Origin of the sequence: Chitinophaga sp. 180180018-3 (assembly GCF_037893185.1) — a bacterium.
In the GTDB taxonomy this organism is placed as follows: Bacteria; Bacteroidota; Bacteroidia; order Chitinophagales; family Chitinophagaceae; genus Chitinophaga.
Genome location: NZ_CP140772.1, coordinates 2,728,119 through 2,743,106 on the forward strand (window position 1 = coordinate 2,728,119; position 14,988 = coordinate 2,743,106).

The 14,988-nt window shown below is 47.5% G+C and carries 6 protein-coding genes; 3 read left to right on the plus strand and 3 right to left on the minus strand.

The annotated features are described in order from the left end of the window. Window positions 1-230: 230 nt before the first annotated feature. The 3 genes from UNH61_RS10710 (at window position 231) to UNH61_RS10720 (ending at window position 8,594) form a co-directional block, all read left to right on the plus strand. Window positions 231-3,503 carry a TonB-dependent receptor gene (locus UNH61_RS10710; RefSeq protein WP_326992100.1) on the plus strand — a complete coding sequence of 1,091 codons (3,273 nt, stop codon included), beginning with the start codon at window positions 231-233 and terminating at the stop codon, window positions 3,501-3,503. Window positions 3,504-3,514: 11 nt separating this feature from the next. Next, on the plus strand, window positions 3,515-4,981 hold the full coding sequence (locus tag UNH61_RS10715; protein ID WP_326992101.1) for a RagB/SusD family nutrient uptake outer membrane protein: 1,467 nt from the start codon (window positions 3,515-3,517) through the stop codon (window positions 4,979-4,981). Window positions 4,982-5,132: 151 nt separating this feature from the next. Further along, a complete protein-coding gene (locus tag UNH61_RS10720; RefSeq protein ID WP_326992102.1) occupies window positions 5,133-8,594 on the plus strand; it encodes a carbohydrate-binding protein in 3,462 nt (1,153 codons plus the stop codon). 59 nt (window positions 8,595-8,653) lie between these two features. Here UNH61_RS10720 and UNH61_RS10725 read toward each other — a convergent pair whose 3' ends face one another. Genes UNH61_RS10725 through UNH61_RS10735 form a run of 3 tightly spaced genes read right to left on the minus strand, consistent with a single transcriptional unit; the run spans window position 8,654 to window position 14,802 of the window. Continuing rightward, window positions 8,654-9,547, minus strand: coding sequence for a hypothetical protein (locus UNH61_RS10725; RefSeq protein WP_326992103.1), 894 nt, complete (start codon window positions 9,545-9,547; stop codon window positions 8,654-8,656). A gap of 36 nt (window positions 9,548-9,583) precedes the next feature. Next, the gene (locus tag UNH61_RS10730) at window positions 9,584-11,335 is read right to left on the minus strand and encodes a hypothetical protein (protein WP_326992104.1); all 1,752 of its coding nucleotides are present in this window, start codon (window positions 11,333-11,335) and stop codon (window positions 9,584-9,586) included. 20 nt (window positions 11,336-11,355) lie between these two features. Then, window positions 11,356-14,802 (minus strand): TonB-dependent receptor, encoded by a 3,447-nt coding sequence (locus UNH61_RS10735; protein ID WP_326992105.1) that lies wholly within the window; start codon window positions 14,800-14,802, stop codon window positions 11,356-11,358. Between the last annotated feature and the right edge of the window lie 186 nt (window positions 14,803-14,988).

The window sequence follows — 14,988 nt, forward strand, 5'->3', positions numbered from 1 at the left end:
ATGAGTCCTTAAAAATTCCACTCCCTGTACCTGTACAGACACAAAAAAACCGGAAGCGTTGGCTCCGCTCCCGGTGGAATCCGGGTCTGTATGTACAATCGCTCGCAGCAATTATTCATTATTTACCCAAACCATACAAATGTATGCAATTGATGCTTTTTTCCCAAAGCAGGCAGCTTCGTGCTGCGTGGGATAAAAAATTTCCACGATTATCGAAAAAAATATTACTGATGATGAAATTGACGGTGCTCTTAATGACCGTTGCCCTATTGCAGGTACATGCAACCGGGTATTCTCAGACAGTTACCCTTTCCAGGAGTAATGCGCCACTGGACAGGATCTTTCAGGAGATCAGAAAACAGACGGGTTATACCTTCCTCTACACCGATGAGCAAATGGTGGAGGGGCGCAAGGTGAACCTGCAATTAAAGAACGCTACCCTGAAAGAGGCGCTGGATGCCTGTTTTCAGGGACAGCCCTTAACCTATATACTATCGGGCAAGGTGGTTATCATAAAGCGGAAGGCCACAACCGCTGAAATACCTGTTCCAACAGAGTTGGAAATAAGAGGCAAGGTGGCCAACGAAAAAGGAGAGGCACTACCAGGAGTGACCGTACAGGTGAAAGGAAGCGCTAAAGGTGTAGTCACCAATGAAAAAGGAGAGTTTGCCATTACCGTTCCTGATGGCAGGGCCGTACTGATTGTTTCTTCTATCGGTTATAACAAAGCAGAAATACCGGTGAACGGCAGGAAGGATATGTCTGTTACTTTACAGGCTTCTGCCTCCAATATAAATGAGATGGTAGTGGTAGGTTACGGTGAGCAAAGGAAGGGTACGCTGACGAATGCTATCTCTTCGATCTCCACTGCCGACTTCCGGGAGGCGCCCGTAAATCGCCTCGACCAGGTATTGCAGGGCCGCGCTACCGGCGTGCAGGTTACCAATTCCGCGGGTTCTCCCGGTGGTGCTGCCCGTATCCGCATCCGTGGTTCCAATTCTGTCAATGGTGGTAATGATCCGTTATATGTGGTGGATGGTTTTGTAGGCGCAGAGTTTTTTGCCATCAATCCGGATGACATTGCTTCCATACAGGTATTGAAAGATGCCGCGGCCACTGCTATTTACGGTAGCCGGGGATCTAATGGTGTAATTTTAATCACTACCCGGAAAGGCAGCAAAGGGGGATTGAGGGTGAATTTCACGACACGACAATCGTCATCCACCGTCATTAAAAAGCTGAACCTGTTGAACGCGGCTGATTTTGCGGAAACGGTGAATGCACACGCTACTGCAGTGGGTACTACGCCTAAATTCACGGATACACAAATCGCCAACTTCCGCGCCAAAGGAGGTACCGACTGGCAAAATGAGATTTTCAGAAGGGCGCCGGCACAGGAATATATGCTGAGTCTTGCCGGAGGCACCGATAAAAGCGGCTATTTTATTTCCGGCAATTATCTCAATCAGGATGGTGTGATCAACAACTCCTTTTACAAGCGGTACACCCTGCGTTCGAATATCAATGCCAATCTCACCAACAGCATCTCTACCTTTTTAAATATCACCGGATCTTACAGCACAGCACAAAATGTGGATATCCCCGCGGATGGCGCCAGCAGCCCGCTAGCGCAGGCTATCACCTGGGCGCCTACCACACCGGTGTATAATGCAGACGGTAGTTTTGTGGTGAGTGATCCTGTGGGTTCATTGTCCTACAATCCACTGGCATTAACTGTTGACCGGCTGGCTGTAAGAGACAGAACGCTGGCCAACGTTATCGGTGGGTTTAAGTTCGGCATTCTGCCGGGATTGACTTTCAATATGCAGTATGGAGCTAATTATCTGCAGTATGAAGACAAAGCCTTTGGTGGAAAGATCACCAATAATAATACTTCCAGCGCCAATATAAGATCCAACAAAGAGATGGTGCTTCAAAACACTAATACGCTGAATTATAGCAAGGTGTTCAACAAAGTGCATAGCCTCGATGCTACAGCGGTAATGGAGTATCAGCAATCTACCTACAACTACTCCTCAGCCGGTTCTTCCAATCTCACTTATGAGAATTTTCAATGGAATAACCTGGCTCTTGGAACACCAGGCAGTCCCGGTTCCGGCTATTCCAAATGGGCACTGTTTTCTTTGGTAGGACGTGTAAACTACGGCTATAACGATAAGTATCTCTTATCTGCGGCCATCCGCAGAGATGGCTCCTCCAAATTCCGTGGCAACAACAGGTACAGCTATTTCCCTTCTGTGTCGGCAGGATGGATAGTCAGCAATGAACCATTTATGCAGCAAGTGAGCGCTATCAGCAATTTAAAACTGCGCGGCAGCTGGGGACTGACTGGTAACCAGGCTATCAGTCCTTACAGCACAATTTCATCCTATTCAAATATAGCTACATCGTTCAATAACAGCACCCACCAGGTAGGATTGGTGATCGGCAATATCGGTAACCCTGATCTGAAATGGGAAACCACTGAACAGAAAGATGTGGGAATCGACATTGGATTACTAAAGGGTAGAATGTCTGTTAGCGCGGATTATTTTATCAAAGACACACGCGATCTGTTGTTACAGGAAAATGTGCCGATGTACCTCGGTGGTAATTCTATTACGCGAAATGTTGGAGCAGTACAGAATAAAGGGTGGGAATTTTCAATTGATGGCGATGTAATCGGCAACGGCGCCATTCGATGGAATACCGGGTTTAATGTGTCGTTCATTAAGAACAGGGTAATGTCTCTGGGCGAAGGTAAGACAAGGATTTTTGATCCCAATAACCGCAGAATAGGTGGCGGTATGTCGCCTCAATCTGAATTTGTAGTAATGCCCGGACAGCCGCTGGGCTCCATTTGGGGGCTCACTTATCTTGGCACCTGGAAGCCGGGAGATGCGAAAGCAGGCGACTATGGCGCCAAACCAGGCGATTCCCGTTATGTAGATCTGAACAATGATGGGAAAATAGATGCGGACGATTATCATATCATCGGTAGCGGTATTCCGAAAATATCTGTCGGCTGGAATAATACCATCACGTACAAGGCATTTACATTGAATCTCCTGTTTCAGGGCCTCTTTGGATTCGACAGACTGAACTACAATAAAGCAGTGGCTATGTACTATGGGGCTGATGCGCGTGAAGCAACTTTTGTTGATATCAAAGACCGCTATATTCCCGGTGTGAATGAAACTTCCAATATACCTGCATTCAGTTCTACCAACAGGAACTTCACGCAAAGCACCCGCTTTCTGGAAAAGGGAGATTTCCTGCGTTTGAAGAATATCAGCCTGGCATATGACATACCTAAATCTGCATTAAAGAATACCGTAGGCATTAAACTCTTTGTCAGCGCCACTAATCTGTTAACATGGACCAACTATTCAGGCATAGATCCGGAAAGCAATTCGTCTGCCGGCGATATTCGTCAGGGTATTGATTTTGGAACTTATCCGAATGCAAAAACCATCACAGGAGGGGTAACGCTGAGCTTCTAAAAATAACAGTTATGACTATACGATACCAATTAAAATATACGATTTACCTGTTTCTCTGCCTGATCCTGGCTGCCGGATGCAGTAAGGAGCTGACAGAAAGCCCTAAGGGCCTGGTAGCGGGCGACGATGCACTAACCAGTCAGACCGGCCTTGAGTCTGTACTGACCGGCGCCTACGGAAGCCTGATGGTGCCCTGGACCAGCGGTTTCACCACCGTGTCGCAGATTGCGATGACTATGGGCAGCGATGATCTCACCACGCATCCCGGCTCCAATAAGGAAGAGTTCAGAGAGTTTGATCTTTTCAAAGTGTCGTCACTGAATAGCAGGATGAATCCCATCTGGCTGGGCTGTTACAAGACGATACAGTCTACCACCAACATCATTAACAACTACAACAAAGTGCTGGGTGGCAGTCAGGATAGCATTCATGCTATTGTGGGCGAAGCCAGCTACCTGCGCGCACTGTCTTATTACTGGCTGACGAGGCTTTGGGGAGAAGTACCGATCATTCCATCAGAGAAGTACACGCCGGAATATCTTAACCTGAAGAAAAGCAAGCCGGCGGATATATATCAGCTGATAGAGGCAGATCTTGCACGTGCAGAAGAATGGACGCCCAATGGCCGACGTAGTTCAGGACGGCCTAACAAGGGATCTGCAAAGGCGCTGCTGGCAGATGTATACCTCACGGAAGCAGGCTGGCCGCTGAAGAACCAGGCGAAATATGCACAGGCAGCGGCCAAGGCCAAAGAGGTGATAGACAATAAGGCGGCCTATGGTTTTGACCTTTACACCGGTGATTATCTGAAAATTTTCGCCGGCGGCACCGTAGAAGATGTATTCACGCTCTTTACCCGAGGAAGCTGGATCACCTATAATTCTTTTTACGGATTATCTACCATGCCGGAAGATGAAGGAGGGTGGAGCGATTTTTTCCCGGAGCTGAACTTCTTCAATAATTTTCCTGCCGGACCCAGGAAAGACGCCACTTTTAGCACGGAGTTTAAACTAAGTAATGGTACCACTATTACCTGGCAACAAACCAGCACAAAACACCCTTATTATAAAAAGTTCACTATCCAATCAGGCAAAAAAGATGTGTACATGTCTAATAACCCGGTTATCATGATGCGTTATGCACATGTACTGCTGATTTATGCAGAAGCGCAGGCGCGCTCCGCCGGTACGCCTAACAGCGACGCCTATACGGCAGTTAACGCTGTGCGGCGGCGGGCTGGTTTAGCTAACCTGCCGGAAGGTATGTCGGGCGCCGACTTTGCCACCGCCGTTGTAAACGAGCGGGCCTGGGAATTTGCCGGTGAATGGAACCGTTGGTTCGACCTGGTAAGACTGGAGCAGGTGGAAGCTGCCAATGCCAGTAAGGCTCCGGGCGACCTTCAGCCGGGCAATATTACGAAGGCAAATTACTGGATGCCTATACCTGGTGCAGATGCAGTAGTGAATCCCAATTTATGACCTACAGATGAATGAAGCGCCTATTTTTTTTGAACATCCAAAACCCGGAAAATCCTGCCGGTACAGCCACTAGCTGTACCGGCCCTTACACCCTAAAACAAACGTTATGAAAACGAGCAAACCAAAATCTGACGCTTGCAAAAAGTTTTCTTTGCAACGTACAGCACGGTTGCTGCAAATTTGCAGTAACCGATGGGAAAAAATCTCTGTATTATTGCTATCGTTATGTTTATTGTGTTGTACACTTAACGCACAATACGTGCTGCTCGACGATATGGAGGGACACGGCCTCTGCTCCGGCAAATGGACTTATTACGCCGGCAATACTACTACCGGTAAAGTAGAATTTGGTGTACCCAATCCCAATCCTTCCGGCCTGAATACCAGTTCGCTGGTGGCCAAATTCACTAAAGATACCAGCTGCTTCGAGTATATGAGCGCATCATGTCAGCTGACAGATTCTTTCAATCTCTCTTCCAACAGCATATTCAAAATGCTGGTATACAGCAGTACGCTGGATGAAATTATGTTTAAACTGCAGCCTGGTACCAACTACAGCAAGGCTGTCTTTTTTACCTTTAAACCTTCCCGTGTGAACCACTGGGAAGAAGCTACCTACGACTTCCAGAGCGTGAAAACCAGGACTGATTTCAATACCATCGCCATACAATACATAGATGGTAAAAAAGCCAATGGCATCATGTACTTCGACCTGATACAGGGACCGAGTCCCACCGCCATTGTTTTAAAAGATACCAGTATTGTGATGGGACAGGAAAACGGGGTAGTGCTGACTGCATCAGTGAAAGGAGGAAAACTGAAACCTACGCTGACACCCGCTAACTGGTCGGCTGCTAATTTGCCGCCGGGCGTTACCATCAGTGGTGTTCAGCGGATAAATGACACCGCAGCAAGTATTACGCTCAGCGGTAATTCTCCGGCCAACTATTCACGAACTACGCTGAAACTTAACATAGCGGGCGCAGAGCTGACCACAGCTAACGTTGCCGTCTATACGGCAAAAGGGAAAGTGGTATTTGAAGGTAATCCCAACTGGACACTGATATTTGCGGACGAATTTAATGGCAGTGGCAAACCTGACCGCACCAAATGGACGGTAGATGCGCACCCTAAAGGATGGATAAACGGAGAGCAGGAGGTATATACAGATAGTACCCATGATAATGCCATGGTGAGGAACGGTCATCTGGTGATTACCGGGAAAAAAGATTTCCCTACAGGGAAGACTACAGAGCCCTGGTCTTCTGCCCGGCTTGTCACACAGGGCAAATTTGATTTCCTTTATGGCAAGGTGGAGGTGAGAGCCAGATTGCCCCGTGCGCATGGCTCCTGGCCCGCCATCTGGCTGATGCCTACTACCAGTGCTTATGGCGGGTGGCCCAAAAGCGGGGAATTGGATATCATGGAACATGTTGGCAATAACTTCGGAACGGTATTGTCTACCATTCATACGCAGAACCATAACTGGACTAATGGCGGAGGTATCAGCAACAGTAAGAAAATGATGGATGTTGATACTGCATACCATGTATATGCTATGGAATGGGCGCCGGATACCATCCGGTTCAGATACGACTCCACACAGATCCTGTCTTACGCCAACCCACACACGGATTGGAAAGACTGGCCATTTGATCAGAAATTCTATCTTATCCTGAACGTGGCTATTGGCGGGGGAATGGGCGGCTCAATCGTGGATGCAGACTGGCCGGACAGTATGCTGGTAGATTATGCGCGCGTTTATCAGAAAGGTCTTGGTACACCGGTGTTAGACAGCATCACCGTTATGCCGGCCGACTTATCATTCCTGCCCGGAAAGCAGCAACAGTATACCGCCAGCGCCCTGGACCAAAACGGGAGCCCCATGGCCATTACACCCGTATGGAGCATCACCGGAACAGGCAACACCATCACTGCCAACGGGCTGGCCACGCTAAACAGTTCGGGGCAGGTAAAGGTAACGGCTACGGTAGACAGTACCACTAAAACAGGCACCGCCTTTGCCACCTTGCGGACAGCCAACTACAAACTCATTCCTGCTAAAATAGAAGCGGAAAATTTCGGCAACAGTAATTCCAATAGCACAGAACCCTGCTCCGACATTGGGGGCGGCCTGGATCTGAGTTACATTGGATCCGGTACCTGGTTCGAGTACGATATTAACGTGCCGAAGTCCGACACCTACAGGATACAGTTTCGTGTTGCTGTTAATAGCGCTTCCAGCCTGCGGGTACAACTGGATACTACCGTATTGCAGACGGTTAGTTTGCCGGTAAGTGGTGGCTGGCAAAAATGGATCACTGTAACGTCTGCGCCTATACGACTGGATACCGGCCGGCAAACGATCCGCATTGTTGCCAATAAGGACGGTTGGAATTTCAACTGGCTGAGCATTATTCCTTCGGACTCCGTTTATCTCGACCGCATTGTTGTAAAACCAGACAGTGCCACCATTACTGTAGGGCAGGTGCAACAGTTTTTGGCGACGGGCTACGCACAGGACAGCAGCCAGTTGCCTATATCGCTGGTATGGTCTGCATCTGACAGCGGTAGTGTCAGTACCACTGGTCTGTTCAGTGGTAATGCTGCCGGAGATTACTTCGTGACGGCTGCCTCCGGAAACAGGCAGGACAGTGCCATTGTGCATGTAATTACTCCTCCTGCACTAACACGTATTGTGATCACACCGGATTCGCTGACCGTTCCGTTGCATGCATCCCAGCAGTACGTGGCGAAAGGCTATGACCAGCGCAATAACCCTTATACCTTTAAGGCAAACTGGGGCGTCATCGGAGTCGGAAACAGCATCGATACAAACGGTGTTTTCACGGCTGGGGCAACACCTGGTACATTCGCCATCACAGCTACCGGAAACAATATATCCGACACGGCGGTGGTGATCGTGGATTATACTTGTACGGTCAATAATAAGTATGAAGCTGAAAGTGCTTCCAACCGTGCTACCGGGCCGGTACTGGAAGCCTGTACAGATGTGGGAGGGGGGCAGGACTTTACCAACCTGAAGCCGGGCGACTGGTTTGCCTACAGTAACCTGGTGGTGCCGGTAGCAGGCAGATATAATATCAGTTTCAGAGTGTTGACCACCGCGCCGGCTAAGATATGGATCGGCCACAGTACATTTCAGTTCGATACCATCTCTGTACCATCTACCGGTGGCGTATGGCAGACGATTACAGATACCATCAGGCTGCCGGCCCTCAGTTATACAGGCGTACATATACTGTCTGGCAACCCGAAGTTTAACTGGTTCAGTATTGATAACTGCGCAGTAAACGGATCGGCTGCCACGATGGCTTATAGTAAAGCTGAATCTCCTGCAGCAACAACAGATAGCACAGGGCCTGTCATTTATCCCAATCCTACCAACGGACAGCTGACCATAGATCTGCGCGGCCAGTCGTACAGGCGGCTAACCCTGATGGATATACGTGGTAACATACTGCGACAGTGGAATATCCAAAAAGGTGAGCGGCAAATCAGCAGAGACATCAGCGCTTTGGCAACGGGTACCTATATGCTGGTACTGGAAAGCGAAAAGAAGACCAGGACTTTCCGGATTATCAAAATTTAAAAATGTAAGCCGTCCCATAAGTTAAGTGGGACGGCTTTCCTGAAATTATTAACTGCTTATCAATCTACCGTTCTGACATAGCCCTTTATACCCGGTGGGTACCTTATCATCTTGCGCACAACTGATCCGTCGGGTTGTTTTACGGCAAAGCTGCAGTTCCAGTCATAGGCATTTCCCAATAGCACCACTGTATAAGTACGACCGGGAGTGGCAGGTATTGCCACCTGCGTTTTGTAATTGATCGTATCATTTCTCTGAAATATCCGCAGCAGCATTTGTCCCTGAATGGTTAATCCCGAGGTGTCGATATCATAATAATCACTGGCAGTGCCATACAGCAGTTTACGGGGCGTGGCCTGGCTGGTGAATTTATCCCTGGAGGGGGTAAAAATATAACCGCTTATGGTATCAATATCTGTCACGAGGTCGATATAACGAATCCGTACTTTGCCGGCTGTTACGGATTTTCTTTCCGGGAATGCAAATATCCTGAATGTACCATTACGCAGGAAGCTATTAAAGTGTGCGGTATCATCGGCAATGTAAATGCTGCTGTAACTACCCGATTCAAAATTCAGTGTTGTATCGGCTACCGTAATACCTGTGGTATCAGTAAACCGTATCTTTTGGCTACCTCCCGGAAAATCATAGAAACGCATGGGCCAATCGATCCGGATACCATCCAGTGATCCGCTCCTGGGAATTTCATAACTGCCATAGCCGACAAAGCTCAGGGGAAAGTGGTTGGCCGAAGTGTCGAGCCCGGATAGGTATACGTTCCTGGTTTTTCCCATGGAATCGTATACGTGTGAAGCGTTAAAAATATTAATCGACGCAGATTCGGGAAAGTTAACGGCATTGCCACTTTTCGTACAGGACATGGAAAAAGCGATGAAAGCGCTCGCGGCAAGGGCCAGCCGGAAATTTTTTATGTTGTAGTTGAACAGGTTCATGGTGATCGTTTGTAATCATCAGTTGTGAATGCGTAATTATTGTTTGAGAATATATGTGCGCCGCACATCATAATAAAAACTGTAATTAGAGCCAAATACAGTATAGAATGGCGCAATTTTATAAAGGTTGCCTTCACTGTCAAAATTCAATATGGTTGAAAGCAGATCCACCCGGTTTGAATTAAACTGGTCGTAAAAGCCTCCTGTTGGTACACGTTGGCTGATGCTGTCTACCATGGCCGGAGCATACTTATAAGTTTCGCTGGCAGAAAAATCATATACCACATTCTGCAGATCATACAGGAAGCGGTTAGCACTACCCGGGAGTGGGAGCAGGCGGCCCTGCTCTCCGATAAGCCCGCTATAGGTAATAGCGCCACCAAAAGCCGGCGTAATCGGATCCAGCAACCTGAATGGAGCAATGGCGCCGGCGCCGGGAACTGAAGGAAACAGGGAGGTGATAACTGCTCTGTTATTCAGATCGTACATCCAGATTTGAGCCCTGCCACTTACCACTACAATCGTATACAGGATTCCTTTCTGAACGTCTAACGACAATATATTACACCTCAGAGCGCCTACCCCGGGCCAGTCCTGGTATTTTTTTAACAGGTATTGCACTTTCCCATCAGGCGTAATTTTTCCCAGGTGAGTATACCACGACAGCGCATAGCTGGTATTATACATTGTAGGATAATACCTGGCCTTCCCACTCTGATCGTAATCATAAGGAGATGTAAGGAAACCCGAGGGGATGAAATACAGGTTGCCATCGTTATCAGCCCAGGCTTTTGTAAAGGGAAGCAGGTTCACCTGGGAAACAGGCCCTTCGGCAGTAAATAATGACTGAATTTGAAGAATATTACCCAGCGTGGTAACCTTGTTAATAAATGAGGGTACCAGGGTTCTGTTAACGACTACCAGTTGCTTTGATTGCAGATCCAGTTTACAATAGCGGAAGATGATATTACTGTCGGCATCTGCGCCGCTGCCAGGCGTGCCGGGAGTTTTATAACGATCAGCAGTAAGTGCTGAAAAATACAGGAAATGCTCCTGTTGATCTACCGCGCCATTGTACATCTTTACAATACTGAAATCTCCATAATTATCCTTAAGATTTTGCAAATCAGTGAATGGTTCAACACTTCCATCTTTATGCAATAATTGTATCTTACTTTTTTTGCTGAAGAATACATTACCGGTGCCTGAGCAGGAGGGATAAAAAACCGGGTTTGCCAGAAATGAATCTGTCAGTGCTGCACTGGCTGCCACATTACCGAAAGCCTGAAAGGTGAGCAGCTGTTTCCATACCAGGGGGCCGCTGATAGCAGGCAGGCTTCCTTTAGGCACAAGAAATAATACAGGTCCATTGAGCACAAAACCCCGGCAGTTGGCTTGTACAGACAATCCGCCCTGGCCCATAGCCTCCGTTAACGGTACCCGGATGGTTTCTATGGTGTTATAATAGGATACGTTATTGGAGTTGGTAATACTATCTTTTTTACCAACGCTGGCAACGATGGCCTTTACCCCGCCAATAGTAACACTCAGCTGCGAACTGTCCGCCCCGAATCTTCCATTGATCAGCAGGGTATCTCCTACATGGTATTGCCGGCTTGCGCCATTTCCAAAGCGGCTGTAATCGAGGCCCAGGCTGGTGTATATCTCAGGAACGGCCACCAGTTCATTGTAATATTTGTCAGCTTTCCTGCATCCGGCGCCGGATAGTAAAACTGTTATAATGAACAGAATGGGGAACCGGCGTATCGTAAGGTGTGTTAGTTTCATAATCATTGATTGGGCATGGTTTAAAAAGAGTAGGTAAAAGTGAGCCGTACATACCGGTTAGGATAATATTTTCGGAAGATGTTATCTCCTTTATAGGCCATTTTCTGTGTGCCATCCTGATTGAGCAAAGGACTACCGTCATTTAAGAACAGGGGAGTCAGCTTTTCTTTATCATATTTATTGTTGAAATTATTATCCTCCACAAAAGTCACCGCCTCGTTCAGGATGTTCTGCACGGCTATTTTTACCTGCAACGCGCCAATGATGCGTTGTGTAAGACTCAGGTCAACCAGGTGCCTGGGCAGCTCAAGAATGCTTCCCCGGTATACGCTGTTAGTATGAGTAGAATCAAAGCTGCCACCCAGTGGCTCATATACGCCTGCCGCATAGATCCTGGTGCCTGCTATATTATAGGATACTGATATTTTGGTGCCCGTTCCTGCATTGTCGTAAAACAGGCCTACGTTGGCGATATATGGGGCCTGCCCTTGTAACGGGCGGGTATATTTATCACTTTTATAAGCACCCAGGCGCACAGTATCCGGCACTGTTACCTGGCTGTGAATAATGGTTCCGTTGGCAATCACATACAGGTTGCGGAAAAAGTTACCAGGGATAAAGTCAAAGCTCTTTCGTATTTCGGCCTCTACACCATAAATTTTAGCTTCATGTGCATTGGAAAAACTGATATTAGTCAACACTTCATCTACCGCCGTTTGCTTACGGATACGTTCAATAGGCTGATCCAATGTTTTATAGAAACCTCCTAATGTGATCATTTCATCCTGGCGGGTACTTCGTGGATACCACTCCAGCCTTAAGTCATAATTGTTCAGCTGCGCGCTTACCAGGCGGGGATTACCGATAATTAATTCATTGGATATAAAATCAAAATTGGCAAAGGGGCTTATTTCCCTGAACTCAGGCCTGTTTACACTGCGGCCATAAGCTGCCCGTGCTACCCAGTTGTTTTGAGCGCGATAACTGATGTTAATCGAGGGGAGCCACGACCATAAGGGCCGGCTAATAAGTAATGGCGTAGTTCCGGTGGATTGGCCATTGGTAGCTCCCAGTTTCTGGCGATCATACTCTACCCTCAGACCGGCATATATCTCCAGCTTTTGGCCCAGCGGGCGGGCCTGAACGGCAAGATATCCGGCATTGAGTTGTTCAGTGGCAATATAACTATCCTGTGTTTCGGTATTATCATACACTTTTAAAGCAGTACCATCTTCACGCAGGTAATCAGCAGACCAGAGTCGTCCCAAATCCTGTTCTTTGAAATTTACCTTGTGCCAGTCGGCATATCTGTAATATCCGGGTGGATAATTTCCCAGCGATTCCTGACCATCGTTTACCTTGAACTGTCTGCGATATACCTCCCGTTCCTTCCATTGATGAAAGGTGCCGGCTTTCAAAGTTAGTGTGGACCGGATGGGCAGATCATAATCCAGAGATCCATTATATACGCCTTCTTTGTTTTTCAACCATAAACGGGTGATGACGCCATAGCCAGGCTGATAGTCTACCTCCGTGAGGGATGCCTGGCCGCGGTAATACGACTCCCAACCCATTCCCGACCCATCTGCAGTTTTGGCAACATTCCCGGGCAGTGTAAACACGTCGGGATAATAACCGAATGTCCAGTGTTGCAGGCGGATAATCCGTTGGTCAGGGATGCTTTGCCGGCTATAGGTATAACCCAGGTTCCACCTTAGATGTTGTTGTTTATGGTGCAGGTAATGAATACCTCCCAGATTGCCGGCGTATAAGAACCGCTGTGTGAAGGAAAGTATATTATCCTTACGGATGGCACTGAGGTAGTGCTGTGGAGGCAATATATTATCGTGGGTGAGCCTTACAACTACCGATTTGGAAACATCTTCCAGCAGAAAGTTCCGGAAATATATCTGCCCTGAGTCAGCGAGTTGGGTACTGAAGTTCTGTAGCAAGTTTAACTGAACGTTTTCTATATTCTGATCTTCATTGCCCATTTTGTTGTTGCCGAGGCCCAGCGAGCCTGTATTGCCTGTTTGCGTTTGTATGTCATTTCGCTGGGCCTCGTACCGGTAATTGAATGCTGTCAGGGACGATACCATCCGGCGCCCAAGCGGGAACGAGTTGTAGTTGGTAATCGTTAGCTGCAAATCCGGTAAGGCGGTTTTGTATCCATATTGGAGCACCGGGGAAAATGCCTGTACGTATTGCTCCTGGGAGAGGGTCGACTTATGCTGATCCCCAAAAGGAGGCACGCCGGCAGGCAGCTTGCGCGTACCATCATCAAAACCGAGGTAATCATATTTGCCGCCGTTATAAGTCAACAAGGGTTTAAAGCTGGTGCCCACCCTGTTACTGCCGATTACTTCTATATCGAAATGCTTTACCTGTTTGGCATCTTTGGTAAATATTTTTATAGCTCCTCCGCTCATATCCCCATAAAGGTCAGGCGCCGGGGATTTATATATCAGGATACGGTCAATAATGCGGCTGGGAATAAGATCCAGGGCAAAGCTGCGGCTGTATAGCTCAGTGGATGGCGCTATATTATCATTAAGGTAGATGGCATTGTAACGGGGATCCATTCCGCGTACTACGGGGAATTTATCATCTTTTATTGTAACACCGGCTGTGCGCTGCATTACCTGTGCGGCATTACGGTCGGCCATCTTACTGATCTGCTCACTGGAAATGCCTGTTATTACGCTGCTGGCACTACGTATCTGATCTATAAGCTGGCGATTGGTGGTATGGGTAATCACCCGCAGGTGCCGGGGACCCGAGTTAACCACAACTTCCTGCAGCGATTTTCCACCCGCCATCATCTTTATATCGTAAACAGCTGTTGGATTTCCCCGGAGATTTATGCCAGGTAATGAATCATTTTGATAACCCATGAAACTGGTCACTATGGTGTAATTACCTGCCGGAAGATGGTTGAAAGTATAGTACCCGTTCTCATTGGTAATCGCTGACATTTTTTTTTCAGCCAGCTTCACGGTGGCTCCTATAAGTGGTTGAGAGGTTTCAAAATCAACCACCCTGCCTTTCAGTGTATAGGAGCCGGCTGCCTGCTGACCGGCAACAATGTCGGGAGATGTAGAAGCCGCAGGCTTTTCATCAATAAGTACATGCGCTCCTTTTTGTATATAACGCAGGTTAGTATTTTTCAATACCCTCGCAATGGCATCTTTAACGGAGATATTTTTTTCTTTGACGCTTACTTTAACGGAAGCATAGTGGCGGACATCAGCTCCGTAAATAAATTTGATACCGCTCTGTTGTTGTATGACACTAAGGGCATCTTTGATCGACACACCGTTTATATCAAGATTGATTTTTGTAGCAGTCAGATCCTGTGCGCCGGCCGTTGCTGCAAGCATCGTTAATACCAATGTCCAAAGCAGGTAATAACTTCCCGAAGGTGCTGTAAAACGTAATAAACGAAGTAGATTTCCTACTTTTTGCATATACTTGTAAGTATTACGGGTTAATTATGAAGTAATTATTCTGTAAGCCCGCTGTTAAGCACAGGGGTATTCCGCAATAAGCCGGGAGGATCGTCAAACCGCGCGGCTTTTTGTTTTAAGTGTCCTGTTTGCCGCAGGACACTTTTTATTGTTGTCTGTTCGATTGGTGTTAGGTGTAGTCTTTAT

Coding starts and splice junctions, on each gene's coding strand:
- UNH61_RS10715 (WP_326992101.1), top strand. CDS start 3,515: ATGACTATACGATACCAATTAAAATATACGATTTACCTGTTTCTCTGC.
- UNH61_RS10725 (WP_326992103.1), bottom strand. CDS start 9,547: ATGAACCTGTTCAACTACAACATAAAAAATTTCCGGCTGGCCCTTGCC.
- UNH61_RS10710 (WP_326992100.1), top strand. CDS start 231: ATGATGAAATTGACGGTGCTCTTAATGACCGTTGCCCTATTGCAGGTA.
- UNH61_RS10735 (WP_326992105.1), bottom strand. CDS start 14,802: ATGCAAAAAGTAGGAAATCTACTTCGTTTATTACGTTTTACAGCACCT.
- UNH61_RS10730 (WP_326992104.1), bottom strand. CDS start 11,335: ATGAAACTAACACACCTTACGATACGCCGGTTCCCCATTCTGTTCATT.